Origin of the sequence: Symbiobacterium terraclitae, from assembly GCF_017874315.1 — a bacterium.
Taxonomy (GTDB): Bacteria; Bacillota; Sulfobacillia; order Symbiobacteriales; family Symbiobacteriaceae; genus Symbiobacterium; species Symbiobacterium terraclitae.
The window spans coordinates 24,740-50,958 of sequence record NZ_JAGGLG010000031.1; the positions used below are offsets into that span (position 1 = coordinate 24,740).

Below are 26,219 nucleotides of genomic sequence, written 5' to 3' on the forward strand. Positions count from 1 at the left end.
ATGTAGCATTGGTTGTATGAAGAGTCAAGTGAGAGATTGTCGGGTACCTCGGTTCCGAGGGCACCCCTCGTGAAGGGGATCTGCGCGTGGCGGTTCTATGGATCGGCGCCCAGATTGGCGTCGAGATCGGCGCTCAAATCGGTGTACAGGTCGCCCAGAAAGGCGTGAACATACTCGGCCCGCTGTTCCGTCTTCTATTGGGATTCAACTTCAAGTCATTGGGGGGATACCGTGACGCTCGCGGTACAGCGCGTATCCAAGGCGTTCGGTCCGGTGAAGGCGGTGCAGGACGTCTCCTTCACGGTTCCGGCGGGGCGGGTCTGTGGGCTGCTGGGCTCCAACGGCGCCGGCAAGACGACCACGATGCGGATGATCATGCGCATCTTCCTGCCCGACCAGGGAGAGATCCGGTGGCAGGGCAGGCCCGTCACGGACGCGGTGCGGGCCGGCTTCGGCTACCTGCCGGAGGAGCGGGGGCTCTACCCCAAGATGCAGGTGCGGGAGCAGCTCATCTACCTCACGCAGCTGAAGGGGCTCACCCGGTCCGAGGCCGCCCGGCGGGCGGACCTGTGGATAGACAGGCTGGATCTGGGCGAGTACGCCCTGCGGAAGGTGGAGCAGCTCTCCAAGGGCAATCAGCAGAAGGTCCAGTTTGCGGCGGCCGCAGCCAGCGGCCCTGAGCTGTGCATCCTCGACGAGCCCTTCACCGGCCTCGACCCCGTGAACACCATGGTCATGGAGCAGGCCTTCCGGACCCTGGCCGGCGAGGGCACGACCATCCTCTTCTCGTCCCACAACATGGACCAGGTGGAGGCCCTGTGCGACGACGTGGTGCTCATGCACCGCTCGCGGGTGGTGCTGTCCGGCTCCCTGCGCGACGTGAAGCGGGCCGCCCGGCGGCAGACGGTCCGGCTCCGGCTCGAGTCGGGGGACTACGGCTTCCTGCGGGAGTTCCCCGGATTGCGCACCCAGTCGGCCGCCGCCGGGGCGATCGAGATCTCCATCCCCGACGGGCTTGACCCCAACCGCCTGCTGGCCCGGGCGATGGCGGCCGGCACGGTGACCGAGTGGTCGCTGGGCGAGCCGTCGCTGCGGGAGATCTACATTGAAAAGGTAGGTGGGGCGGATGCGTAACCTCTGGCTCGTCACCCGGCGGGAGTTCCTGAGCCGGATCAGGTCCGGGGCCTTCATCTTCTCCACCCTCATCATGATGGTCGCCCTTCTGGGCGCGACCCTGATCCCGGTCCTGATGCAGGGCTCCTCCGAGCCCCTGACGGTCATCGTGCTGGACCGCACGGGCAAGGTGTACCCGCCCCTCGAAGACGCGGTGGCCCGGCTGCGGGGCGGCAGCCGGAACGTATCGCTCATGCCGGGCGAAGGGGACGAGGAGCGCATCATGGCGGAGGCACGCGCCCAGAACGCGGCCGTGCTGATCATCGAGGGCACCTATCCCGGCGGCCTGCACGCGCGGTACCTCTACACCAGCATGGGCGACCTGAGCGACGCCCACCTGGTCCTCGAACTGCTGCAGCAGCATGTCCGGGCGGCCCGCCTGAACGAGCGGGGACTGCCTCCCGAGGTGGCCGTGGAGGTGCTGCAGCCGCTGACAATCGAGACGCGCCAGCTCACGGCGCGGGAGGAGCGCACCGCCAACGAGTTCATGGGCAGCATCTTCCTGGCCATGGGCGCCGTCATGTCGGTCTACCTGATCACCGTCATCAACAGCCAGTTCGTCTTCCAGGGGGTGCTGGAGGAGAAGGTCTCCCGGGTGGTGGAGGTGATGGCCGCGGCGGTGCGGCCCACCGAGATGATGGTGGGCAAGATCCTCGGCCTCGGCCTGCTGGGCGTCGTCCAGTACGCGGGCATGATGGCCGCCTGGCTGGCCGGCAACATCCTGAGCGCCAGGGCCATGGATGTGCCGGTGGGGTCCATCACGCCTCAGGTGGCATTGCTGATCATGGCCTTCATCGTGCTGAGCTACGCCATGAGCTCCTCGGTGCTGGCGGCCCTGGGCGCCACCGTCAGCCGCATGGAGGACAGCCAGACCGTGGTCTCCCCGGTGCTGCTCCTGATGATGCTGCCGATGTTCTTCATCACCCCGGTGATGAGCGCGCCCAACGGCACCCTGGCCACGGTGCTCTCCCTCGTCCCGATCTGGACGCCGACCGTCATGCTGCTCCGGGTGATGCTGGCCGAGGTGCCCGCCGTGCAGGTCGTGATCTCCCTGGCGGTGCTCGTTGCCACCACCGGCCTGCTGGCCTGGGCCAGCGGCAGGATCTACCGGGCCGCCCTGCTCACCTTCGGCACCCGGCCCACCCTGAAGCAGCTGTGGCAGTACCTGCGGACGGGATAGGCGGCGGCAGCGGGCGAGCGTCACGGCCGGAGCGCGCGACGCGGTCGGAGCCAGCGCCCCGGCCGCCACGAGCACGCGCAACGAGCGGTGTGAGGGGGCGTACCCGGTGAGACGCGCAAACACCGCGGACAGACGAAACAGCGCACCCGGCGAGGGTGCGCTGTTCTGCTACCGATCCTTGGGCGGCATGGGGGTGGGCGTGGGCTCCAACCCCTGTGCCTGGTACTTCCTGTCGATCTCCAGCCGAATCTCGTACAGCGACTTGCCGTCCTCGAGCCCCGCCATCACGTCACGCGTGATGTCAACGCAGATCTGTCAGGCAGACGCGTGGCGGTCGAAGGCGATGACCTTGCCCTGGGCGTCCCGCTGGTAGTAGCAGGCCGAGTTGCCGCCGTGCATCTCGCCGCAGCCGCAGTAGCAGGGGATGTACTGCAGCTCCTCGTGGTGGTACGCGGCCCAGATGTAGGCCTCCCTGTACTGCTTCGGCATCCCCTTGAACCACGCCGGCTCCGCCGGGAAGTCCTCCGGCAGCTTGTCGGCCACCTGGGTGGTCGAACCCTTGCCGGATCCGCCGCCGCCGCAGCCGGCGGCCAGGCCCGCAAGCGCCACCAGCATCAGGAGCAGCGCCGCCAGGTGCCACCCCTTCCACTTCCGTCGCAACTTCCGCTGCTCCGTGGCCATCTGCATCCCCCGTTTCGCTGATCTGTCGCTCTCCATTCTCACCGGAGAGTGTGGAGAAAGTGTGAAGGCCGCTGTCAGGGGCGGATGAGCCCCTCCCGCACGGCCCAGGCCACCGCCTGCGCCCGGTTCTGCATCTGCAGCTTCGCCAGGATCGATTTCAGATGGTGCTTCACCGTGTTCTCGGAGATGAACAGCGCCTCGGCGATCTCCCGGTTGGTCGCGCCGGCGGCACAGCGCTCCAGCACCTCCAGCTCCCGGGCCGAGAGCTTCGGGCCCTCGTCGGCTGCGGAGGGGGAGGGATCCTCCTCCGGACGCGGGCGGAGCTCCTGCAGGACCTTGGTCGCCATGGCGCCGGCGATGGGGGCCTCGCCCCGGGCGGCGCCCCGCACGGCTCCGAAGAGCGCCTCGGGCTCCAGGTCCTTCAGCAGGTAGCCCTGGGCGCCGCGCTTCAGCGCCTCCAGCAGGTCGTCACCGTCGTCGGAGTAGGTGAGCACGACGATCGCCGCATCCGGCATCCGCTGGTGGATGCGCGGGATCGCCTCCAGGCCGGAGCAGCGGGGCATCTCCAGGTCCAGCAGGATCACGTCCGGCCTGAGCTCCCCCGCCAGCGCCTCGGCCTCGAGGCCGTCGGCCGCCTCACCGACCACGGCGATGTCCGGCTGTGTGGCCAGGAGCCGGGCGATACCCTTCCGGACCAGGGTGTGGTCATCGGCCAACAGCACCTTGATCTGCGACATGGTTGCTCCCTCCTTCCGCCACCGGCACGGCGAACTTCACCGTCGTCCCCCTGCCGAGCTCCGACGTGATCTCGAGCCGCCCCTGCACCGACTCCATCCGTTCCCGCATGATGCCCAGCCCGAAGTGGAACTGCGCCGGCCCCGGGGTCTTCTCCAGCTCGAACCCGCAGCCGTCGTCCCGGATGGCCAGCACCAGGGAGTGGCCGTCGCGCCAGGCGTTGAACGAGACCGTACGGGCGCCGGAGTGGTTCCGCACGTTGTTCAGGGCCTCCTGCACCACCCGGGTCAGCTGCGACTCCACGCGGTCAGGCAGGTGGGCGGGCACCGCATCCCGGCCCGTCATCTCCACCCGGATGCCGGTCTGCTCCTGGAAGAGGCGCAGATGCTCGGCCCAGCGCTCCCAGAGCGGGGCGAGCGGCGGGCCGCTCTCCTTGAGCTGGAAGATCGACCGCCGCACGTCCTGGTGCGACTCCTTCAGCACCGCCCGCAGGTCGACGATCTCGCTGAGCAGCTCCTCGGTCTGGCCCACCCTGGCCATGCCCTCCATCAGGTGGAGGCGCACGCCGAAGAGGGTGAGGGTCTGGCCGAAGGAGTCGTGCATCTCCCGGGCCAGCCGCTGCCGCTCCTCCAGCGCGGCCAGGTGCCGCATGCGGGCCAGCAGGTCTACGTTCTCCACCGCGATGGAGAGGTGGCTGGCCAGGTTGGAGAGCAGCATCAGGTCCTCGTCATTCATCCGCACCCGGCGCCGGTGGCCCACGAAGAGCACGCCGTACTGCCGGTCGTGCACCCGCATCGGCACCGCCAGGGCCGCCTTGAGCCCCAGCCGCCCCACCGCGGCCGCTGCCTCCCCGTTGGCCGCCACGTCGGCCCGGATGTCCTGGGTGACGTAGGGACGCCCGGCGACCAGGAGCCGCCCGACTACGCTGCCCGCCAGCGGCAGCGGCGGGAGGGCGCCGGCGGCATCCGGCCCGACGACCACCTGCCAGGTGAGCTCCAGCGTCCCCTCGTGCAGGGTGCCCCAGCCGGCCACATCGGCCTCCATGACGCCCCGGGCCTTCTCCAGCAGGCGCTCCAGGTTCCGGTCCAGGTCGCCCACCGCGGCCAGCTCCCGGCCCACCTGGTAGAGCGACTCCACCTGGCGCCGCCGGAGGGCCAGCTCCCGCTCCAGGCGGGTGCGCTCGCTGACGTCCCAGAACAGCAGGTAGAACTCGTCGGCCGAGAGCGCCGTCACCGAGACCGCAACGGCCACCTCGCGGCCGCTGCGGGTGCGCAGGCTCATGTTGCGCATCTGGCTGGTGTCGCCCCGGGCCACCATGCCGAGGCACTGGGAGAAGCAGATCGGCTGGCCGGCGCTGTCGCGGGTGAACAGGTCGGAGCAGACCTTCTTCCCCTCGAGATCGGCCGCAGCGTATTCGGTGAGCCGGCAGGCCGCCGGATTGGCGCGCAGGATCCGGCAGCCCTGCCCCACCAGCACGATGCCAACCGCCGTGGAAGAGAAGAGCCGCTCCATGCGCTGCTGCTGCAGGTCCAGGGTGCGGCCGAGGGCCTCCAGCCGGTTGAAGACCATGTGCGTGAAGAGCACGACGCCGGCGACCAGGACGGCCGTCCAGATCCAGCTCTCCTGCAGATGCCCGGACCGGCGCAGCACCTCGACGATCAACACGGCGCCCGCGGAGATGGCGGTCACCGCCGGCCGCATGCGGCGCATCTCCATCCGCTCACCTCCCGGCCCGCGAACCCGAGTTTCTGTTACCATGACACAAAGCCGCATAAACGTACAATCAGTTGTAACCTCTAACTAATGCGTAGCCCAAAGGGACGGCGAGGGTGATGAGCCAGCGGATGCAGACGGGTTCGCGGCGAGCGCCCGGCGCGCGGACTGAACTCAGCAAGCGACGGGGAGGGGGCCGTGCCCCCTCCCCGGTTGATTTGCCCTAGAGCCCGGTGTTGATGCCGGTGAACGTCGAGCTGGCGAAGAAGAGCAGCCGCCCGGTGAGCTCGCCGGCCACCAGCAGGGCGACGGGCAGGAGCAGCGCCGCCCGGCTCAGCCGTGGGCGCCAGGCCTGCCAGAGGAGCAGGATGGCCGGCATGGCCAGGCCCACCAGCAGGCGGACGAGGTACCAGGCGGAGCCCGTCATGGCCCCGGCCTGGGCGCGGGCCTCGGGAAGTCCCGTGGCCGCGGCGCCGGTGTGGGCGAAGGTGAGGAGCCCGGTGAGCAGGACCGCCCCTGCGGTGAAGAGGGCCAGCTCAACCAGCCACTCGGGGGCGAAGGCGCGGCCCGCCTCGGTGACGGAGAGCAGGGCCAGCAGGGCGGCGCCGCCGGTGGTGAGCGTGGTGGCCAGGAAGAGGAGGACCGGGAAGCCGCCCGCATTGGCCGGCAGGGAGGGCAGGACGTAGATCATGCCCGAGGCGATGACCGACGCCAGCCCGACGGCGCTCACGAGGACCGGCGCCCAGCGGGGCGCCTGCCCGGTGCGGGACTGCCACCAGAGCAGCAGCGCGCCCAGGGCGAAGAGGCTGGTCAGCAGCACCTCCCAGCTCAGCCACGAGGAGGGAAGGCCGCCCAGGGCCCGGAAGGCGAACTGGGGATGGCCGAGGTGCGTGAGCGAGAGGAGCATGGCGGCGCCGGTGGCGAGCCAGGCGGTGAGCATGGCCGGCCGGGCGAGCCGATTGTAGGCATCGGGCTTCTGGCGAGCGGAGGGCGTGAACCCGAAGAGCGTGTAGAGCACTGCCAGCCCGACCGCCGTCTCCGAGAGAACCGTGAACAGGGTGAGCGAGGTCCACTCCATCTCCATGGCTTAGCTCTCCCTCCTGTACTGCCGGCTGGCCACCGGCGGGGTGAAGCGGATCGAGGGGTTGGTGATGTCGCTGTTGGGGAACCCCGGCACCGAGCGGACCGCCCGGGGCTCGTCGAAGGTGCTGAGGTCGATCAGCTTCAGCGCCGACATCGGGCAGGCGGCCACGCAGGCGGGCTGCTGCGCCGCATCGAGCCGGTCCTTGCAGAGCTGGCACTTGGAGGCCTTCCGCTCGGTGGGCGAGTAGCGGGCGGCGCCGTAGGGGCAGGCCATCGTGCAGAGGCGGCAGCCGATGCACTTGTCGTGGTCCTGGACCACGATGCCGTCCTCCCGCTTGGTGTAGGCGCCCACGGGGCAGACCCGCGCACACTCGGGGTCCTCGCAGTGGTTGCATGCCACCGAGATGAAGTTGCGCTCGGGCTGGGCGGGGTCCTCACGGAAGGGGTAGACCCGGCGCCAGTTGACCTCCGCCTCCAGGCCGTACTCGTTCTTGCACGCCATCTGGCAGGCCTTGCAGCCGATGCAGAGGTCCATGTTGTGGTGGAAACCCAGCTGTCTCTTGGGCACGGGCTGCTCCCTCCTTTACACCCGCTCGATCTCGACGAAGTTGTCGTGGAAGGCGATGCCGTCGTTGCCCGTCATCACCTTGCCCATGTCGGCCGGGATCGGGTGGACGGTGTTGTTCACGTTGAAGTCCGAGTCCTTGAACCAGGCCTCGTAGGCCACCACCGTGTCGACCGGTACCGTGCGGGTGAGCCGGGCCTTCAGCCGCACCTCGCCCAGGTCGTTGTAGACCCGGACCATGTCGCCGTCCTTGATGCCCCGCTGCTCGGCCAGCCGGGGGTGGATCTCCAGCAGGGGCTCGGGGTTGGTCTGCATCATGTAGTCGAGGTTCTGGAACTGCGAGTGCAGCGAGTGCTGGGCGTGGGGCGTCAGGAACCGGATCGGGTAGCCTGCCGGCGGCTGCATCTCGGGCACGTAGGTGGGCATGGGGGGCAGGCCGTTGCCGGCCGCCAGGTCGGACCAGATCTCGAACTTGCCCGAAGGCGTGCTGAACTTCTTCTCCTCCCAGATGGCGGCGGGCATGAGCGCCTTGGCGGGCCGCTCCTTCAGCTCGCGCCAGTCGCGGATGCCGAAGAGCTGGTAAATCCCGTCGTTGAACTCCTTGCCGACCCACTCCTCCTCGTCGCCCTCGGTGGGGAAGGTGCAGGAGCCGGGGGAGAGCTCGTTCAGCTTCCTGGAGAGGGCCCAGGCGATCTGCAGGTCGCTCCTGGCCTCGAAGAGCGGCTCGACGGCCTTCTCGTTGATGGAGACCCAGCGGTGCCAGTACGAGACGTTCACGTCCCAGTTCTCGAAGTGGGTGGTGACCGGCAGCACGATGTCGGCCATCTGCGCCGAGTGGTTCATGAACTGGTCGGCCACGACGACGAGCTCCATGCCGGCGAACGCCCGGCGGATGTCGCCCGCGTCGGGGTCCTGGGAGCCCGGGTTGCGGCAGGCGATCCAGAGCATCTTGACCGGCGGGTCCGTGAGGGCCTGGATCTCGGCCGCGAAGTTGTTCATGTTGACCGTGCGGTTGGTGTAGCCGCCCTTGCCGTCAGGCAGGCCCACCGAGCCCGCGGGCGGCCCGTAGGACTGCACGTGGTAGTTGAAGCCCCAGGTGGCCAGGTGGCCGTAGAGCACGCCGCCGCCCACCGTGCCGATCTGGCCGGTGATCGCCCCCAGGGCGTCGATCGCCCGCACGTTCTGGCCGCCGTTGGTGTGCCGCTGCATGCCGTAGCCGATCCAGATCATGGAGGGGCGGATGGTGGCGTAACCGCTGGCCAGCTCCACGATGGCCTCCACCGGGACGCCGGTCACCTCGGACGCCCACTCGAGGGTGACCTCCTTCTTCAGGTAGGCCTCGAACTCGGGCCAGCCCTTGACGTAGCTGTTCAGGTACGCCTTGTCGTGCAGGTTGTTGTCGATGATCCACCGGGCCATGCCCAGGGCCAGGGCGCCGTCGGTGGCAGGCTTGATCTGGATGAAGAGGTCGGCCTGGGAGGCGGTGGCGGTGTTGATCGGGTCGATCACGACGACCTTGGCGCCGCTCTCCTTGGCCTGCCGGATGAAGTCCATCTGGTGGACGCCGTTCCAGGCCGGGTTGGCGCCCCAGATGATGATGTACCGGGACTGCGCCATGGTCTCGGGGTCGTCCATCACGAAGGCGCCGAAGTCGTAGTTGGTCGCGTCGATGCCGGCCGGCCAGCAGGGGGTGCCCAGGGCGTAAGTGTGGTAACCGATCGACTGGAACATCCCCTCCACGGCGTAGTGGAGGATGCCGAAGTTGCCCGAGTACTTGTTGAGCGCCACCGGCAGCGTGGAGCCGTAACGCTGCTTCAGCTCCAGGATCTTGCTGGCGATGATGGTCAGCGCCTCGTCCCAGGAAATGCGGCGCCAGTTGCCCGAGCCCCGGGGCTCCTGGATCATCGGGTACTTGATGCGGTCGGGCGAGTAGTTGCGGTGCACGTAGGTGTAGCCCTTCAGACAGAGCCGCCCCTGGGTGTAGCCGTGCAGCGGGTCGCCATCCACCTTGCGGAGCACGCCGTTCTGCACGGTGGCGATCTGGCCGCAGGTGTCGAAGCAGTTGCGGGGGCAGGCGGTGCGGAAGGTCCTGGTGTCCGGCGCCTGGCCGGCGGTGGTGGAGCTCATGGGCTGCGCCGTGCAGCCGCTCAGGGCGGCGGCGGCTCCGGCCAGGGCCCCCGCCTTGATCAGGGTGCGGCGGGATACCTTCATGCGGTGCTCTCCTCCTTTGCGTGGGCGGCGGGGTTGAGATGCTCGGCATCCAGCTGGATGACGGCTCGGGTGAGGGCAGCCAGCGACCGGTAGAAGGGGGACCGGGAGCCCTCCGCGATGCGGCCGCAGAACGCGGGAACCCACCGGGCCAGATGCTCCGTCAGGAACCGGCGCTGGGGCTCGATCAGATCCTCGCCGGCGCCCGCAAGCGCTCCGGCCTGCAGGCGGGCGTAGAACTCCAGCTCGAAGGCGATGTGGTCGTCGGGCTCGTTCCGCTCCGGCCCGAGGGTGAGCCCGTGTCTCCGGTAGAAGGACCGGACGGCGAAGGTCGCCTCCTGCATCAGCGCGGGCTCGGGACTCACGTAGACCGACTCGTAAGGCGGGGCGACCAGCCGCTCCGGGCCGACGAAGAGGCGGTGGAACTCAGCCAGGTCGGGGCCCGGCTCCAGGGGCGCCAGCTGCGGGAGTGCGCAGCCGAGCGCCTCGCCGTAGGCGGCGGCCACCTCGGCCAGCGCCCCGGCCAGCTCGGGGGTGGCCGGGACCGCATAGGCGGCCTGCAGGAGCTGGAAGAGGGCGAGGCGGACCTCGGCGAGGGTGATGTGCGCCTGGCTCACGGTCCGGTCACCTCCGGGTTCGCAGGTTGGGGGCGGCGCAGGGTGCAGGCGAGGCAGCGGCGGCCGGCGGCCTTGGCGGTGGCTGAGGCGACCACCACCTGCTCCTCCCGGCCGCAGGCGGTGCAGCGGAGCACCTGTGGCGCGCCCAGCGGGTCGGGGGCGGCGCTGCGCAGGAAGGAGAGGGGCCTGGGCGCGCCCAGCGAGAGCGCCCCGGTGGGGCAGACCTGGGTGCAGAGGCCGCAGGCGTGGCAGCGCCGGTGGAAGAGCGCCAGGCCGCCCTCGTCCAGCCGCATGGCGCCGTTCGGGCAGAGCCGGACGCAGACGTCGCAGCGGTGGCACGTGCCCGTCAGGTAGACGGCGGCCGGGCCCCAGGCGAGGCCGTCCGGCGGCGCACCCGCCTCGCCTTCAAGGCGCTCCAGGGCCCAGAGGAGGAGTTCCCGCCGGCGGGAGGCGCTGGGCGTGAAGGGTTCGGGCGCCTGGGCAGCCGCGGGTGCAGGCAGCGCCTGCCGCAGAAGCCCCAGGGCGGAGCGGAGGAAGGCGCGGCGCTCGCTGTTCGGGGGCAGGTCCACCCGCGGCCGTTCCGGGCGCTGGTCCGGGCCAGAATTTGGATGCCGGTGCAGGCCGAAGTTTGGGCCGGATACCGTGTGTTCGGCGACTGCGGAAGCGTCAGCCACCTCGATTTCGCAGGGGTGGAGCAGGCCGGCGAGCACCCGCCGGGCCTCGGCCGCAGCGGACTGCAGCATGGCGGCGCCCGCCTTGCTGGGGCACGGGCCGCAGCCCCCGTCCGGAACCCACAGCCGGATCCGCCCGGCGCCGCATGCGGCAGCCGCCAGCAGCAGCTCGGGGCCCAGCCGGCCGAGGCAGCGCACGGTCACGGGGTCGGACCCGGCCGGCGGCGTCGCTCGGGCGCACGCGACGGTGAGCGTCTGCCTCCCGCGGGCGGCCCGGGCGAAGCGGCGCAGCAGCTCCTGGTCCGACGGGTTGTCCAGCACGATGGCGTCGGCCGGGCATGCAGCGGCGCAGAGGCCGCAGCCGGAGCACTCGGCCGCCTCCGGCAGCCGCTCCGGGGAGATGGCGCCCTCGGGGCAGACCACTGCGCAGGCGGAGCAGATGGAACGGGGCGAGCGGCATCGCAGGCAGCGCTGACGGTCGATCTGCACCGTCCGGATCTCCGCCAGGGCATCGGCCAGCCGGTCGAGTTCGACCATCCGTGATCTCCCCCCTTGCGGCTAGTTTCACAATAACGGAGGGAGCGCAGGTGACGGTATCACCCTATCGGGCGGATTTTGCGGCCGGCGAAACAAGGCGCCGACCTACCCGAGCGGGTGAGTCGATAGACTATTGAAGATGATCTGCCCGATCTCCGCACAACGAAAGGAGGAACGCGCATTGAGCACGCTGGCGGGTTATGCGGCGGGCTTCGCGCCGCCGGCGGCCGCGGAGCCCCCGTCGCTTCAGGTGACCGGGACGGGGGAGGTGCCGGTGGCCCCCGACACGGCCCGGATCTCGCTGGGCTTCTCCGCGCGGGCGCCGCAGGCGGCGGCAGCCTACGAGCAGGCGGCCGCGGCGCTGAACCAGGTGGTGCGGGCCCTGGTCCAGGCCGGCGTCCCCACGGAGATGATGCAGACGCAGGAGGTCGCCCTGAACCCGGTCTACCGCCCGCCCGAGGACGGGGGCGCAGGCGAGCTGTCGGGATACGAGGCCTCTGCCACCCTGGCCGTCACCCTGCGCGACCTGGCCCGGGTGGGGGCCATGATCGACCTGGCCGTATCGGCCGGGGCCAACCGGGTACTGGGCGTGCAGTTCACGCTCCGCAACCGGCAGCCGGCCGAGGGCGCGGCCCTGGCGCAGGCGGTGCAGGACGCGCAGCGGCAGGCCGTGGTGCTGGCGCAGTCCCTGGGGGTGGTCCTGGGGCCGGTCCTGCAGGTGGAAAGCCTCCCCGGCGCGGTGCCGGAGCCCTTCCTCGCACGCACGTTCGCGGAGGCGGTGCCGGTGCTTCCGGGGCAGGTGACGGTCTCCCGCAGCGTGCGGGTGGTCTACGGAATCCAGCTTGCTGGGGGTCCGTGAGCGGGTCTGGTCGGTCGCATCAAGCCAGCGGGGCCCCGCGGACAGGCAGCGGGCTGTCCCAGCGGTGTGAAACGCGCGTTGGGACAGCCCTTCATCTGGCCGGGTATGGAGGGAATCTCCGCATTCCGTTAACAGAAAGGAGGAGAATTCCACATCGAACGAGAATGTTGGAGGCACGAACCTACGAACCTTGATACGGGTGGAGGGGTTCCCGTGACCGATCGTCTGGCGCTCGGCATCGACATCGGCGGCACGTCGTGCAGCCTTGCGCTCATGGACGAAGCCGGACGGCTTCGAAAAACGTTTGACATTCCGACCCGCGCGCACGAGGGCGGCGAGGCGCTCATCGCCCGACTGATCGAGGCCGCCGGGCGGGTCCTGGCGGAAGGCGCCGGCATGCTGGGCATCGGCATCGGCTCGGCGGGGCAAATCGACTTCGCCACGGGCACCTGCCGGTACGCCACCGAGGCCCTGCCGGGCTGGACGGGCATGCCGATTGCCGACCGCTTCCGGGCGGCCTTCGGCCTGCCGGTCTGGGTGGAGAACGATGCCAACGCCGCCGCCCTGGCCGAGCACCGGTACGGCGCGGGCCGGGGGCTCAGCGACCTCATCTGCCTCACCCTGGGCACCGGCATCGGCGGCGGCGCCATCGCCGGCGGCAGGCTGGTCCGGGGGGCGCACGGCGCCGGCGGCGAGCTTGGCCATATCCCCGTCGAGCCCGGCGGGGCCCCCTGCGCCTGTGGCTCCAGCGGCTGCCTGGAGGCCTACGCCTCCGCCACCGGCATCCTGCGCATGGCCAGGGAGTCCGGCGTCGAGGCCGGATCTGCCCGGGAGGTCTACGCCCTGGCGGCCGGGGGCGACGCGGCCGCGCTGGCCGTCACCGAGCGGGCGGCCCGGTACCTTGCGCAGGGCATCGTGGCCATGGTGGCGGCCTTCGACCCCCAGGCGGTGCTGATCGGCGGCGGGGTCTCCCAGGCCGGGGACCTGCTCTTCGCCCCGCTGCGGCGCCACCTGGAGGCCAACCCCTTCGTGCGGGGCCGCTGCGCGGTGCGCCCCGCCGCCCTGGGTCCCGCCGCCGGCGTGATCGGCGCCGCGGCTCAGGTGTTTCTCTACCACAATCGGGAGGACTGATCATGCCAAGGACTTATCGCGAGCCCGCCCGTGACCTTCCCGTCGCCCGGGATGTCGACGTGCTGGTCGTGGGCGGCGGCACCGCCGGCGTCTGCGCCGCCATCGCCGCGGCCCGGCAGGGGGCGAGGACGCTGCTGGTGGAGGCGGCCGGCTTCCTCGGGGGGAGCCAGACCGGCGCTCAGGTCTGCCCCACGATGCCCAACCACGTGGACGGGGAGCCGCTCAACGGCGGCATCGGCCTGGAGATCATGCGCCGGGCCGAGGCGGAGGGCTGCGGCTGGACCCACACCGGCCAGCCGTGGTTCGACCCGGAAATGCTCAAGGCCGTGCTGGACGAGATGGTGCTGGAGGCGGGGGCGGAGGTGCTCCTGCAGACGCTGACGGTGGGCGCCATCGTGGAGGACGGGGCGATCCGGGGCGTGATCGTCGAGAACAAGTCAGGCCGCCAGGCCATCCTCGCCCGGCGGGTGATCGACTGCACCGGCGACGCGGACGTGGCGGCGCTCGCCGGCGTGCCGATGATGGAGGGGCAGGAGTCGGACGGGGCGCACCAGGCCATGTCGCTCCGCTTCACCGCCGACGGCATCGATCTGGAGCGCTTCTATCAGTTCCACCTGACCCTCGGCGGGCGGGAGGACCAGCAGCCCCGGCCGCCGATGGTCCACACCGCGATGGTCTGGGGCAAGGGCTGGCCCCTGGAGCCCGTCTTCCGCAGGGCGGTGGAGGAGGGCGTGCTGGACGAGACCGACGGAAACTACTTTCAGTGCTTCGCCATCCCGGGCCGCCCCCGCGCCCTGGCCTTCAACTGCCCGGAGATCCCCCTGCGGGCGAACGGCACCGACGCCGACGACCTGACCTGGGCCTTCACCGAGGGGCGGCGGCGCATCCGGCGGCTCATGCGCTTCTTCCACCGGTACCTGCCCGGCTTCGAGGAGGCGTACGTGGCCTCGGTCGCCTCGCAGGTGGGGGTGCGGGAGAGCCGGCGGATCACCGGGGAGTACGTGCTGGACTTGGATGACATCCTCGAGTGCCGCAAGTTCCCCGACGGGATCGCCCGGAACCGGTACCCCGTTGACGTGCACGGCGCCCGGAAGTCGATCAACGAGGAGAAGCGGAACCTCGTCTACCTGCCGCCGGGCGAGTACCACGAGATCCCCTACCGCTGCCTGGTCCCGCTGAAGGTGGACAACCTCCTGGCTGCCGGGCGCTGCCTCTCGGCCACGTTCGTGGCCCAGTCCTCGGTGCGGATCCAGCCCAACTGCCAGGCGATGGGCGAGGCCGCCGGCGTGGCGGCGGCGCTGTCGCTCGCCCGGGGCATCACCCCGCGGCAGCTGGACGGCGCCGAGCTGCGCCGGGTGCTGCGGGCGCACGGGGCGAGCCTGTAGGAAGGAGCAGAGACAGATGCGCATTCTCCTGATTCCGGTCGACGCCCGTCCGGTCACCCGCGACATCGCCGTCGAGGTCGCCGCCGTGGCCGGCATCGAGGTGATGGTCCCGCCCAAGGAGATCCTCGGCTTCCTGAAAGAACCCGCCGACCTGGCCGCCATAGGGGCCTGGATGGCGGAGCACCTGCCCCTGGCCGACGCCGTGGTCGTCAGCCTGGACCTGCTCGGCTACGGCGGCCTCTGCCCCTCCCGGTTCGGCGGCGTCACCGCCGCACAGGTGAAGGAGCGGCTGGCGCCCGTCTTCCGGCTGAAGGCGGAGCGGCCCGATCTGCCGGTCTACGCCTTCAGCGCAACCATGCGGATCCCCGCCTACAATAGCGACGCCGAAGAGCCCGAGTACTGGGCGACCTACGGCTACGACCTGTGGCGGCTCTCCTACTGCGACGACAAGTACCAGGTCACCGGCGACGAGGCGGCCCGGGCGGAGGCGGAGGCCGCCGCGGCCCGGGTTCCGGCTGAGCTGGTGGCCGAGTTCCGGGCCCGGCGCGCCCGCAACTTCGCCGTGAACCTGCACGCGCTCGACATGGCGGAGCAGGGGCTGCTGGACCTGATCGTCTTCCCGCAGGACGACACCAGCGAGTTCGGCTGGAACATCGCCGAGCAGCGGCAGCTCCGGGCCGAGATCAACCGGCGGGGGCTGGGCATGAAGGCCCTGATCTACCCCGGCGCCGACGAGGTCGGCCTCGCGCTGGTGGCCCGGGCGGTGAACCGCGCGGCGGGCGTCACCCCGAAGTTCTATCCCTTCTATTCCTCCACAAAGGGCCCGCTGATCCACGCCCGCTACGAGGACAGGCCCCTGGGCGAGACGGTCAAGGGCCAGATCTTCGCCTGCGGCGGCCTGCTGGTCGACTCCCCGGCGGAGGCGGACATCCTCCTGGCCGTCAACACCCCCGGCGACGAGCAGGGCGAGGCGCCGGAGCAGGCGCACCGGCGGCTGGTGGACACGGCCGGCCGCAACCTGCCCGAGTTCGTCGCCCGCATCGCGCACTACATCCGGGAGGGGCGCCCCGTGGCCGTGGCCGACCTGGCCTACGCCAACGGCGCCGACGACGCCCTCATCTCCCTGCTGGGGGAGACCGTCGCCCTGCCCGACCTGGAGGCCTACGCCGGCTGGAACACGGCGGGCAACTCCATGGGCACCGTCGCGGCCCACGCCGCCATGCGCCACCTGGGCCGCCGCACCGGTCGCCTGAACCAGGGGGCGCACCTCTCCTTCCTCCTCAAGCGGTTCGCCGACGACTACCTCTACCAGTTCCAGGTGCGCACCGAGGTCCGGGAAGCTCACGGCGTCGACCGCCTGCCGCCCGACGAGCTGCTGGCCGAGACGGCCCGGCGGCTGGAGCCCGGTCTGCGGGCCTTCCACGCCCGGCACTTCGCCCGGGCCGGCGAGCTGAAGCTGAAGCAGATCTACCTGCCGTGGAAGCGCTCCTTCGAGGTGGGGCTCGACCTGGAGGTCATCCCCCGCTAGGGGCCTCCGGCGGCGTCACCACCCGAACCCTTCCGAGGCGCGCCCTGCTGGTCGGTCCCGCAGGAGCGATGACAACTGGAGGTCACTTGCAATGCAAACCACGGCTCACCCTGCCGGCTTCGCCCGAGAATGGCGGGTTCCCGATCCCGCAGAGATGACCCCGGAGCAGCTGGCGGGGCAGATGGTGCAGATTCAGGTTCCCGGCCGGGCCTGCACGCCGGAGACCGCCGCGTTCCTGGCCCGGTACCGGGTGGGCTCCGTGATCCTGTTCAGCGGCAACGTGGCCACGCCGGCGCAGGCCGCCGCCTTCACCCGCGGGCTGCAGGAGGCCGCCGCCGCGGCGGGCCTGCCGCCGCTGCTGCTGGCCATCGACCAGGAGGGCGGCGCCGCCTCGGTGGTGCAGCAGGGCGTCTCGCACCCGCCGTTCCTCATGGGCATAGGGGCGACCGGCGATGCCCGGAGCGCCGCCGCCGCCGGCCGGGTGCTGGCCCGCGAGGTGCGGGCGATGGGCTTCCATTGGCTCTTCGCCCCGGTGCTGGACGTGAACTGCAACCCGGCCAACCCGGTGATCGGCCCGCGCTCCTTCGGCAGCGACCCCGACCTGGTGGGTCGCATGGGCGCTGCCTTTGTCCGGGCGGTGCAGGCGGAGGGCGTCCTGGCCTGCGGCAAGCACTTCCCGGGCCACGGCGACACCAGCCTGGACTCGCACCTCGACCTCCCCAGCCTGCCCCACGGGCGGGAGCGGCTGGAGGCCGTGGAACTGAAGCCGTTCCGCATGGCCATCGAGGCCGGCCTGGGCTCGCTGATGACCGCCCACGTGGTCTTCCCGGCCATCGAGCCGGAGGGCGTGCCCGCCACCCTGAGCCGCCGGGTGCTGACCGACCTGCTGCGGGACGAGATGGGCTACGATGGGCTCCTGATCACGGACTCGATGGTGATGAACGCGATCAAGGAGCACTACGGCACCGCCGAGGCGGCGGTGCGGGCCGTCCTGGCCGGCGCCGACATGGTGATGGCCCTGGGCGACCTGGACCGGGCGGCGACCACGCTGGAGGCCTTGGCCGCGGCCATTGCCCACGGTACCATCCCCCGGGAGCGGGCAGAGGCGTCGGTCAGGCGGGTGCTGGCGGCCAAGGACCGGTTCCTGCGCCCGAGGCCGCCGGCCGGTGACGCTGCTCAGCCGGGCGCCGGGGCGGAGCCGCACCGGAATGCGGCGGGCTGGGTTCAACCCGGCGACGTGGCGGTCTGCGACTCACCAGAGCACCGGGCGGTGGTGGCAGACCTCTGCCTGGCGGCCGTGCGGCCGGTGTGCGGGGAGCTGCCCCGGCTGAAGCCCGGCGAGCGGGTGCTGGTGCTGGCCCCCGAGCGGGTGGAGCGGCCGATGTCGCTGGACTTCTCGGCCCCACTGGCCGACCTGGTGGAGGCCCTGCGCAGCTGCGGCGTGCGGGCCGACGGGCGGGATACCGGGATGGACCCCGACCCGCAGCGGGCGGCCGCACTGGTCAGGGGAGCGGCGGCCTACGACGCCGTGCTGGTCTGCTGCACGGAGAAGGCGGAGCTGCCCGGCGGCATCCGGATGCTGGCCGACCGGCTCGCCGGCCACCCCGGCCGCATCCTGGTCTCGCTGGGCAGCCCCTACCCCGTGGCCGGATACCCGGTCGCCGTCTGCAGCCACGGGCGCTTCCGGCCGTCGTGCGAGGCCCTGGCCCGGGCGCTGACGGGGGTGGGCGCGCCATGAGGACGGCCCCGCAGAGCCCGCACGAGGTGCTGCCCCAGGACCACGAGCGGGTGCGGGCCGTGCGCGTGAAGCCCGACCCGCCCGCCGACCTCGCAGCCTTCTGGGGCGAGGTGCTGGCCGAACTGGCCGCGACGCCGCCGGACCTGGAGCTGCGGGTGCTGGACCCCGACGCGGGCCGGGGGGAGTGGTACGCCACCTCCCTGGGCGGCCGGCGGATCGGCGGGACCTTCACGGCCCCGCCCGGGCCCTGGCGCGCCCGGCCGCAGTGGATCCGGGGCCACGGGTACGGGTTCCCGCAGGGGAGCGATCCCTTCGCGGTGGAGGGCGACCCGGAGTGGATCGCCGTCACGGTGGACGTGCGCGGCTATGGGCGGAGCCGGACAGAGGGCGACCCGGGCATCCCGGGCTGGGCGGTGCACGGCATCGCCGACCGGCGGGGGTACATCCTGCGGGGCGCGGTGGCCGACTGGATCCGCTGCGTCGAGGTGGCCCGGGCGCTCCCCGGCGCCGACTCGGACCTGACGCTGCTGACCGGCGGTTCCATGGCCGGCGGGCTGGCCCTGCTGGCTGCACCATGGGTGGACAACCTGCTGGGTGTGGTGGCCTCCGTTCCCACCTTCGGCGCCTACCGCCTGCGGGAGCGCCTGGTGAAGCGGGGGTCGGGCGCCGAGGTGAACCGGCGCCTGGCGGAGGCCCCGCCCGCCGAGCGGAGCGCCCTGGTGGAGAACCTGCGCTACTACGACGTGGTCAACATCGCCCCGCTGATCCGGGTGCCCGCCCTGATCGGGCTGGGTGTGCTTGACGACGTGGTGCCCGGCGAGACGGTAGCCGCGATCTACCACGCCCTCGGCAGCCCGGCCAAAAGGCTGCTCTCGTACCCCTGCTCCCACTCCACCCACCCGCTGGACCGACTGTGGGACGGGTTCGCCCGGGAGGCGCGGACCTGGGGGCGGCTGCTGGTGGAGCAGCGCCGGAAGATGACCTTGAGGAGGACGAAGCGCGATGGCCGAGATCCGGACCATGCATCCTGAGCCGAAGATGATCTGGTTCGATCAGTCGGCGAACGCCGGGCGGCTGAGCACCCCGGAGGGGGTGGCCCGCATGGTGGAGCGGTGCGCCGAGGCGGGCATCACCGACCTGCTGGTGAACGTGCGCAGCCCGGACGGCCTGGCCCTGTACCGCAGCCGGCTGGTGCCCCACCGCTCGCTGGTCCACGCCGATTACCCGGCGGACTACGACCTGCTGGCCCTGGTCCTGGAGGAGGGGCACCGGCGCGGCCTGCGCGTCCACGCCGCCCCCGACGTCTTCAGCGGAGGCCGCTGGTCGTATCACCACCCGGCCTATGCCGCCAGCCGGCACCCCGACTGGCAGTCGGTGGTCTACGGCCTCGACCCCGCCAGCCTCCGGCCTGCCTGCTTTCCCTACACGAAGGTGCCCAAGGGGCTGGTGACGGCAGTGCCCATCAACAACGAGGGCGTGGGCTTCCTCAACCCCGGCCACCCCGAGGTGCAGGAGCACCTGCTGGCCGTGCTGGAGGAGCTGGCCCGGGAGTACCCCGTCGACGGCTTCTGCCTGGACCGGGGCCGGTACGACGGCCTGCACGTGGACTTCAGCGAGCACACCCGCCGGGCGCTGGCCGAGCGGACGGGCGAGCCGCTGGCGGGGGACGACTGGCCAGAGCGGGTCTACCGCATCCTCCGCCCGGGGGAGGAGGAAGGCCCCGCGGCGGCACCCGCGCCGGACCGCCACGGCGGCGTGACCGGCTACGCCGCAGCGGAGGGCGGGACCGTGATACCCGGGACCCGGTGCGCGCCGGGGCCGCTCTTCGGGGCCTGGCTGGAGTACCGGGCAGCTGCGGTCCGCTCGTTCTTCGTGGCGGCCCGGCAACGGGTGAAGGCCGTCCGTCCCGACGTGCTGTTCGGCGACTACACCGGCTCCTGGTACCCGCTCTACTACCAGGTGGGCGTGAACTGGGCCAGCCGGCGGTACGACCCGGGCCTGCCCTTCCTGCCGCCGACCTACCAGGAGACCGGGTACGCCGAGCAGCTGGACTACCTCTGCAGCGGCTGCTACTACCCCGAGGTCACCGTGGCGGAGGCCCGGGCGAAGGGGGCGCCGGCGGACTGGTACAGCGTGGAGGGCGCCGCCGACCTGGCGGTCGGGGCGGTGATGGGCGACACGCCGCTGATCGGCTCGCTCTTCCTGCAGCAGTACGAGGGCGACGTGGCGCAGTACCAGAAGGCGGTCGCAGCCTGCCGGACCCGCACGGCCGGGGTAATGCTGTTCGACCTCTGCTACGTGGACGGCTACGACTGGTGGGAGGCCACACGGGCCGCCCTGCGGTAGGGGAGCACGGGTCCTGGCGAGCGGGTGCACCGCCAGCGGGGCACGTCCACGGGGGCGAGCCGCACGGGAGCCCGCCAACTCGGGTAGGAATGAGGCCGGCGATTCGCCCGGAAGATCGCCGCGAAAATAAAGAGGAGGATTCCTCCAAGATTCGTCCTTAAGAAGGAGGAATCCGCCGATTGGCGGAGAATCCTTCTAGCAGACCTGGAGGAGGAGTGCCGTGATCGGCCCGGCGCACCTTGGCCGCCAGGCGAAGCGTTCCAGACATCTCGAGGAGGTGCCCATTCATGTTGCCAAAGGTTCGCAAAGGCATCGCACTCTCCATCGCCACGGTGGTGGCCATGGGCGTGCTCGCAGGCTGTGGCGGCAGCAAGGCGCAGGATCCCGCGCCGTCCACCGGCGGGCAGACGTCGGGCCAGCAGAGCTCGGGCGAGCAGACGCCGAAGAAGCCGGTCAAGATCCAGTTCTGGACCATCTCCCTGAAGCCGACCTTCGATGACTACATCAACGGCCGCATCGCCAAGTTCGAGAGCGAGAACGAGGGCGTCACCGTCGAGTGGACCGACCTGCCGTACGACGCCATCGAGCAGAAGCTGCTGACCGCCATCGGCTCCGGCGAGGCGCCTGACGTGGTGAACCTGAACACCGGCATGGCCCTGACCATGGCCCAGAAGGGCGCCCTGGTCGACCTGAAGGCCGAGGCCCCCGAGACGCTGGCGATCTACCAGGAGAGCCTGCTGCAGGGCGCCTCCTATAAGGGCGGCATTTACGCCTACCCCTGGTACGCCACGTCCGCCCTGCTGATCATGAACACCGACATCATCAAGGCGGCGGGCCTCGACCCGGCCAACGCCCCCAAGACCTGGGAAGAGATGACCGAGTGGGCCCGGACCATTAAGGAGAAGACCGGCAAGTACGCCTTCATGCCGGACCGGAACATGGTCCAGTTCAACATGGCGGGCGTGCAGTGGCTGAACGAGGACAAGACCCAGGCCACGCTGAACACCCCCGAGGCCGTCGCCGTCTACCAGCGGATGCGTGACTGGATCGAGCAGGACCTGATCCCGCACGACTCCATCACCAAGAACTACAACGAAGCCCTGAACCGCTACATGGCCGGCGAACTGGCCTTCCTGCTGACCGGCCCGCAGTTCCTCACCCGGGTCCGCGACAACGCCCCTGAGATCTACGCGGTGACCGACGTCGCCCCGTACATCCTCGACAAGGGCAAGAAGCTGCAGACCTCGCTGATGAACGTCGTCGTCCCGGCGGCCTCCAAGGCGGAGAACCGCGAGGCGGCCATCAAGTTCGCCAACTTCATCACCAACGACGAGAGCCAGCTGGAGTTCGCCAAGATCGTCAACATCCTGCCCTCCACCAAGGAGGCGGCGAAGGATCCGTTCTTCAGCCAGGACACCGGCAACCCGCTGGAGGACAAGGCCAAGAAGATCACCGTCGACCAGATGGCCATCTCCTACGACTTCACCCTGGGCATCGGCGGCAAGCAGGGCAAGGTCCACGAGGCCTACCTGAAGGCCCTCGAGCGGGTCATGCTCGGCGAGATCACGGCCCAGGAGGGCGTGGACTGGCTGGAGGAGCAGGTGAACGCCATTCTGGCCCAGCCCGACTAAGGCTCACTGCACGCATAGAGGCCGGCGGCTTCTGAGCAGCCGCCGGCCTTCCTGCAAGGAGGGTCGATATGCGCACACAGGCTCCCGCCAGACCTGCCGGCCGCCTGCGCAAGTGGTGGTCGGGAATCAACTGGCGCACCACCGCCGTGGCCTACCTGTTTATGCTGCCGGCCCTGGTCATCATCGCGCTGTTCGTCTTCTGGCCCATCATCTACGGTCTGCCCCTCGCCTTCACCAACTACTCCGTGGTGGGGGAGACCCGCTGGGTGGGCCTCGCCAACTTCCGCAGGTTGATGCACGACCCCTACTTCTGGGATGCGCTGAAGAACAGCGTGCTGTACGTGGCGGTGGTGCCGGTGATCCAGATCGGCTCCATCATCCTGGCCGTCCTGGTGAACCGCCCGCTCAAGGGCGTGGGAATCTTCCGCACCGCCTACTACCTCCCCGTCGTCACCTCGTCCATCGCGGCGGGCATCGCCTGGAAGTGGCTCTACGATTACAAGGGGATCATCAACGCCCCGCTGCTCGAGTGGGGCATCATCGACAAGCCGATCTACTTCCTGAGCGACAACCGGATCGCGCTCTGGGCGGTCATGGCTATGACGGCCTGGAAGGGGTTCGGCTACTACATGGTCATCTACCTGGCCGGCCTGCAGTCCATCCCCAAGGAGCTGGAGGAGGCCGCCCAGATCGACGGCGCAGGCAGGCTCGGCGTGCTGCGGCACGTCACGATCCCGCTGCTCAGGCCCTTCGCCCTGATCGCCACGCTGATGTCCGTGATGGGCGCCCTCCGGGTGATGGAGGAGGTGCTGGCCATGACCGGCGGCGGGGCCGACACCAACGTCGTGGCGCTCTACAGCTACCAGACCGCCTTCCAGCACTTTGAGTTCGGCTACGGTGCCGCCCTGGGCTGGGTGATGGCCCTCATCATCTTCGCCTTCTCGCTGGTCACCTTCCGGCTCAACAAGGGAGGGTTCAAGCCAGAATGACCGCCCACGCCGTGAAGCGGGCCGGCAAGGTCCGCACCCTGGTGAAGAACACGCTCCTGTACCTCGTGATGACCGCCATCGCGCTGCTGATGGTCTTCCCGTTCCTCTGGCTGCTCTCGACCTCGTTCAAGACGGCCTCCAACGTGTACGCCTTCCCGCCGCAGATGATCCCCAACCCGGCAACGCTGGACAATTACGTCGGCGTGACCAAGATGGTGCCCATCTGGCGGTACCTGAAGAACACGGCGATCATCACCGCCCTGGGCGTGGGGCTGAACGTGCTCTTCAGCACCCTGGCCGCATACCCCCTGGCCCGGATGCGCTTCCCCGGTCGGGACATCATATTCGGCGCCCTGCTCAGCACCATGATCATCCCCAACGGCGCGGGCATGATCGTCAACTACATGACCCTGCGCACCCTGCGCCTCACCGACACCTTCCTGGGCGTCGTCCTGCCCAGCGCCGCCACCATCTTCTCCATCTTCCTCCTGCGGCAGGCCTACACCACCATCCCCAAGGAGCTGGAGGAGGCCGCCCGAATTGACGGAGCGGGTGATCTCTTCATCTGGTGGCGAATTATGGTACCATTGATCCGACCGACGCTCCTCACCGTGGTCATTTTCGACTTCATGGCGCACTGGAACTCCTTCATCTGGCCCGTGGTCGTGATGAAGAGTCCCGACAACTATCCGCTGGCAGCCGGGCTGCTCTACCTGCAGGGGCAGTTCTCCTACAACTTCCTCTACCTGGCGGCCGGAACGGTCATCTCCATCACGCCGATGATCATCCTCTTCCTGCTGCTGCAGAAGTACTTCATCAACGGCGTCGCCGGTGCCGTGAAGGGCTAGGTGCGCCTCGCCAGCCGATTGGAGGTCGTATGACGATGGGAAATGCAGAACCGCAAACGGGTCTCCTCCTGCGCATCCAGTCGATCCTCGCATCGCTGACCCGCGCTGAGCGGCGCGTGGCCGACGCGGTGCTGAGCGACCCCAAGGCGGCCATCTTCGACTCGGTGACGGACCTGGCCGAGAAGGCCGGGGTGGGCGAGACCACGGTCCTGCGCTTCTGCAGGACCCTTGGCTGCCGGGGCTACCAGGAGTTCAAGCTGATGCTCGCCCGCGACGAGTCGCTGGGCGCCCGCGGCCTGGGCGAGGACCTGGAGGAGTCGGACGACCCCGGCGCCATCCTCACCAAGGTCACGCAGCACAACATGCAGGCGGTCTCCCAGACGGGCGCGCTGCTCAGCCCTGCGGCCGTGGACAGGGCCGTCGAGGCGCTCCTGCGGGCCCGGCGGGTGGAGGTGTATGGCGTCGGGACCTCGGGGATCACCGCCCTGGACGCGATGTACCGCTTCCGGCGCATCGGCTTTAACATCACCGCCATCCCCGACCCGCACTACGCCGCGATGTCCGCGGCCCTACTCGGACCGGAGGACGTCGCCATCGGCGTCAGCCACTCCGGCTCCACCAAGGACACGCTCGCGGCCCTGAGGGGGGCCCGGCAGGCGGGTGCGACGACCATTTGCCTCACGGCGCACGCCCGCTCGCCGATCACGGCGGAGGCGGACATCGTCCTGCTCACGGCGCCGCGGGAGGCGCCCCTGGAGGGCAGCTCCTTCGCGGCCAAGATCGCGCAGATACACGCCCTCGACGTGCTCTTCGTCTCGCTGGTCCAGCGCGATCGCGAGCGCTCCCTGCGGTTGACGGAGAAGACGGCGAGTGCCGTTGTCGACAGGCTTGTGTAACGGATACCATTCGCAGCTATACTCATTGGAAAAGAGTGGATCGAATGCATGATGTCATCGCGACACTCAGGGGAGGGCTGATCGTCTCCTGCCAGGCGGAGCCGGGCGACCCACTCTGGGGTGTCGATCACATGGTCGCGCTCGCCCGGGCAGCAGCGGTGGGCGGGGCCGTGGCCATTCGGACCAACTACCCCCAACACGTGAGCGCCATCAGGCAGGCGGTTCCGCTGCCTGTGATCGGAATCTACAAGAAACACTATCCAAACTCGCCCGTCTACATCACGCCCACCATGGCGGAGGTGTGCGCCATCGCCGAGGCCGGCGCCGACATCGTGGCGGTGGAGCTCACCGACCAGCCGCGGCCCGACGGCCTCTCCAACGCCGAGTTCATCGCCCAGATCCGCCGCGCCTGCCCCGGGCTGCGGGTGATGGCGGACATCTCCACCCTCGCCGAGGGGCAGGCGGCCGCCGCACTGGGCGTGGACCTGGTCTCCACGACCCTGAGCGGGTACACCCCCTACAGCCGGCAGATGGACGGGCCCGACCTGCAGCTGATCGGCGAGCTGGCCCGGTCGGTCTCCGTGCCCGTGGTGGCGGAGGGCCGCTTCTGGGACCCGCGGGACTGCGCCCGGGCGCTGGAGCTCGGCGCCCACGCCGTGGTGGTGGGCACCGCGATCACGCGGCCGCAGACGGTGACCGCCTGGTACGTGCAGGCGATGCGCGCGGCGGCCCGCCCGACGCTCTAGGGAGGGAAGCCCGTGGAGCTGCTGATCATGGGCACCGCGGCCGCCGAGGGGTGGCCGGCCGTCTGGTGCCGCTGCGACCACTGCCAGGAGGCGCGCCGGCGCGGGGGCAAGGACATCCGGACCCGCGCCGGCGCCGTGGTGGACGGGGTCCTGAAGATCGACTTCGGCCCCGACACGTACATGCAGGCGCTGCAGCAGGGCGTCGACCTGAGCCGGCTGGAGCACCTGATCGTCACCCACACCCACCAGGACCACTTCGCGCCCGACGACCTGGCCCTGCGCGGCGCCGTCTACGCCCACGGCCTGGCGCACGACCTCACCGTCTGGGGCGGCGACCGGGCCCTCGCCATGGCCAGGCGGGTGCTGGCCGAGGGGCGTACCACCGGCGTGAACCTGCGCCGGGTGCGGCCCTTCGAGCCCTTCGCGGCGGGCGAGTTCCGCGTCACGCCGCTCCTGGCCGACCACAACCCGCTTGAGACGTGCTACATCTACCTGATCGAGCGGGAGGGCCGCCGCCTCCTCTGGGGGCATGATACCGATCTGTTCCCGGAGGAGACCTGGGCCTACCTGGGCGCCCAGCCTCCTCTCCACGCCGTGGTGCTGGACGCCACCAACGGGCCGCTCACCTTCCGCGGCGGCCACATGGGGATCGGCGAGCTGGTGGATGTCCGGCGGCGGATGTTGGCCGAGGGCATGGCCACCGCGGAGACGCGGTTCGTGGCCACCCACTTCTCCCACAACGGGGGGCTGCTGCACGCCGACCTGGAGGCGCGGCTCGGACCCGAGGGGTTCCTGGTGGCTTACGACGGGATGCGGCTGTGCATCTAGGCCACGGCTCCGCGACGGGATCCAGGCCCGGGTTCTGCGACGGGATCCAGGCCCGGGTTCTGCGACGGGATCCAGGCCCGGGTTCTGCGACGGGATCCAGGCCCGGGTTCTGCGACGGGATCCAGGCCCGG

Annotated in this window: 23 protein-coding genes; 15 read left to right on the forward strand and 8 right to left on the reverse strand. The window is 70.4% G+C overall.

From position 1 onward, the window contains the following. Window positions 1–231: 231 nt before the first annotated feature. Window positions 232–1,134: an ABC transporter ATP-binding protein gene (locus tag J2Z79_RS19205; RefSeq protein WP_209467699.1), complete on the forward strand. Its 903-nt coding sequence runs from the start codon at window positions 232–234 to the stop codon at window positions 1,132–1,134. Next, window positions 1,127–2,353: an ABC transporter permease gene (locus J2Z79_RS14965; protein ID WP_209467700.1), complete on the forward strand. Its 1,227-nt coding sequence runs from the start codon at window positions 1,127–1,129 to the stop codon at window positions 2,351–2,353. Before J2Z79_RS19205 ends, J2Z79_RS14965 begins: the two co-directional genes overlap by 8 nt. A gap of 168 nt (window positions 2,354–2,521) precedes the next feature. Here J2Z79_RS14965 and J2Z79_RS18585 read toward each other — a convergent pair whose 3' ends face one another. The 8 genes from J2Z79_RS18585 to J2Z79_RS15010 all read right to left on the reverse strand — a co-directional run bounded on the left by J2Z79_RS18585 (window position 2,522) and on the right by J2Z79_RS15010 (window position 11,163). Then, window positions 2,522–3,070 (reverse strand): PCYCGC motif-containing (lipo)protein, encoded by a 549-nt coding sequence (locus J2Z79_RS18585; RefSeq protein WP_342589507.1) that lies wholly within the window; start codon window positions 3,068–3,070, stop codon window positions 2,522–2,524. Window positions 3,071–3,108: 38 nt separating this feature from the next. Beyond that, window positions 3,109–3,771: a response regulator gene (locus tag J2Z79_RS14980; protein ID WP_245302824.1), complete on the reverse strand. Its 663-nt coding sequence runs from the start codon at window positions 3,769–3,771 to the stop codon at window positions 3,109–3,111. After that, complete coding sequence (locus tag J2Z79_RS14985) at window positions 3,740–5,485, reverse strand: PAS domain-containing sensor histidine kinase (RefSeq protein WP_209467703.1); 1,746 nt, start codon at window positions 5,483–5,485, stop codon at window positions 3,740–3,742. The genes J2Z79_RS14980 and J2Z79_RS14985 overlap by 32 nt, the downstream gene beginning before the upstream one ends. Before the next feature lie 220 nt (window positions 5,486–5,705). After that, window positions 5,706–6,566 carry a dimethyl sulfoxide reductase anchor subunit family protein gene (locus J2Z79_RS14990; RefSeq protein WP_209467704.1) on the reverse strand — a complete coding sequence of 287 codons (861 nt, stop codon included), beginning with the start codon at window positions 6,564–6,566 and terminating at the stop codon, window positions 5,706–5,708. A 3-nt stretch (window positions 6,567–6,569) separates the two neighbouring features. After that, window positions 6,570–7,133 carry a 4Fe-4S dicluster domain-containing protein gene (locus J2Z79_RS14995; RefSeq protein WP_342589508.1) on the reverse strand — a complete coding sequence of 188 codons (564 nt, stop codon included), beginning with the start codon at window positions 7,131–7,133 and terminating at the stop codon, window positions 6,570–6,572. Between the two features lie 15 nt (window positions 7,134–7,148). Then, window positions 7,149–9,341 carry a molybdopterin-dependent oxidoreductase gene (locus J2Z79_RS15000; protein ID WP_209467705.1) on the reverse strand — a complete coding sequence of 731 codons (2,193 nt, stop codon included), beginning with the start codon at window positions 9,339–9,341 and terminating at the stop codon, window positions 7,149–7,151. Further along, window positions 9,338–9,955, reverse strand: coding sequence for a TorD/DmsD family molecular chaperone (locus tag J2Z79_RS18590; RefSeq protein WP_209467706.1), 618 nt, complete (start codon window positions 9,953–9,955; stop codon window positions 9,338–9,340). The genes J2Z79_RS15000 and J2Z79_RS18590 overlap by 4 nt, the downstream gene beginning before the upstream one ends. Beyond that, window positions 9,952–11,163 (reverse strand): 4Fe-4S binding protein, encoded by a 1,212-nt coding sequence (locus J2Z79_RS15010; protein ID WP_209467707.1) that lies wholly within the window; start codon window positions 11,161–11,163, stop codon window positions 9,952–9,954. The genes J2Z79_RS18590 and J2Z79_RS15010 overlap by 4 nt, the downstream gene beginning before the upstream one ends. 181 nt (window positions 11,164–11,344) lie before the next feature. Here J2Z79_RS15010 and J2Z79_RS15015 point away from each other — a divergent pair, with 181 nt between their 5' ends. The 13 genes from J2Z79_RS15015 to J2Z79_RS15075 all read left to right on the forward strand — a co-directional run bounded on the left by J2Z79_RS15015 (window position 11,345) and on the right by J2Z79_RS15075 (window position 26,088). After that, window positions 11,345–12,022 (forward strand): SIMPL domain-containing protein, encoded by a 678-nt coding sequence (locus J2Z79_RS15015; RefSeq protein ID WP_209467708.1) that lies wholly within the window; start codon window positions 11,345–11,347, stop codon window positions 12,020–12,022. A gap of 213 nt (window positions 12,023–12,235) precedes the next feature. Next, a complete protein-coding gene (locus J2Z79_RS15020; protein ID WP_209467709.1) occupies window positions 12,236–13,153 on the forward strand; it encodes an ROK family protein in 918 nt (305 codons plus the stop codon). Between the two features lie 2 nt (window positions 13,154–13,155). Beyond that, entirely contained in the window at window positions 13,156–14,538 is a 1,383-nt protein-coding gene (locus J2Z79_RS15025) for an FAD-dependent oxidoreductase (protein WP_209467710.1), read from the forward strand. 16 nt (window positions 14,539–14,554) lie between these two features. Further along, the gene (locus J2Z79_RS15030) at window positions 14,555–16,066 is read left to right on the forward strand and encodes a DUF4127 family protein (RefSeq protein WP_209467711.1); all 1,512 of its coding nucleotides are present in this window, start codon (window positions 14,555–14,557) and stop codon (window positions 16,064–16,066) included. A gap of 91 nt (window positions 16,067–16,157) precedes the next feature. After that, window positions 16,158–17,804, forward strand: coding sequence for a glycoside hydrolase family 3 protein (locus J2Z79_RS15035; protein WP_209467712.1), 1,647 nt, complete (start codon window positions 16,158–16,160; stop codon window positions 17,802–17,804). Beyond that, window positions 17,801–18,835 carry an acetylxylan esterase gene (locus J2Z79_RS15040; RefSeq protein WP_209467713.1) on the forward strand — a complete coding sequence of 345 codons (1,035 nt, stop codon included), beginning with the start codon at window positions 17,801–17,803 and terminating at the stop codon, window positions 18,833–18,835. The genes J2Z79_RS15035 and J2Z79_RS15040 overlap by 4 nt, the downstream gene beginning before the upstream one ends. After that, entirely contained in the window at window positions 18,807–20,150 is a 1,344-nt protein-coding gene (locus J2Z79_RS15045) for an alpha amylase family protein (protein WP_209467714.1), read from the forward strand. The genes J2Z79_RS15040 and J2Z79_RS15045 overlap by 29 nt, the downstream gene beginning before the upstream one ends. 287 nt (window positions 20,151–20,437) lie before the next feature. After that, window positions 20,438–21,781: an ABC transporter substrate-binding protein gene (locus J2Z79_RS15050; protein WP_209467715.1), complete on the forward strand. Its 1,344-nt coding sequence runs from the start codon at window positions 20,438–20,440 to the stop codon at window positions 21,779–21,781. A gap of 68 nt (window positions 21,782–21,849) precedes the next feature. Then, window positions 21,850–22,770: a carbohydrate ABC transporter permease gene (locus tag J2Z79_RS15055; protein ID WP_209467716.1), complete on the forward strand. Its 921-nt coding sequence runs from the start codon at window positions 21,850–21,852 to the stop codon at window positions 22,768–22,770. Further along, entirely contained in the window at window positions 22,767–23,618 is an 852-nt protein-coding gene (locus J2Z79_RS15060) for a carbohydrate ABC transporter permease (RefSeq protein ID WP_209467717.1), read from the forward strand. Before J2Z79_RS15055 ends, J2Z79_RS15060 begins: the two co-directional genes overlap by 4 nt. Window positions 23,619–23,653: 35 nt before the next feature. After that, a complete protein-coding gene (locus J2Z79_RS15065) occupies window positions 23,654–24,514 on the forward strand; it encodes a MurR/RpiR family transcriptional regulator (RefSeq protein WP_209467718.1) in 861 nt (286 codons plus the stop codon). A 44-nt stretch (window positions 24,515–24,558) separates the two neighbouring features. Next, window positions 24,559–25,260: an N-acetylmannosamine-6-phosphate 2-epimerase gene (locus tag J2Z79_RS15070; RefSeq protein WP_209467719.1), complete on the forward strand. Its 702-nt coding sequence runs from the start codon at window positions 24,559–24,561 to the stop codon at window positions 25,258–25,260. A 12-nt stretch (window positions 25,261–25,272) separates the two neighbouring features. Further along, a complete protein-coding gene (locus tag J2Z79_RS15075; RefSeq protein WP_209467720.1) occupies window positions 25,273–26,088 on the forward strand; it encodes an MBL fold metallo-hydrolase in 816 nt (271 codons plus the stop codon). Window positions 26,089–26,219 lie beyond the last annotated feature (131 nt).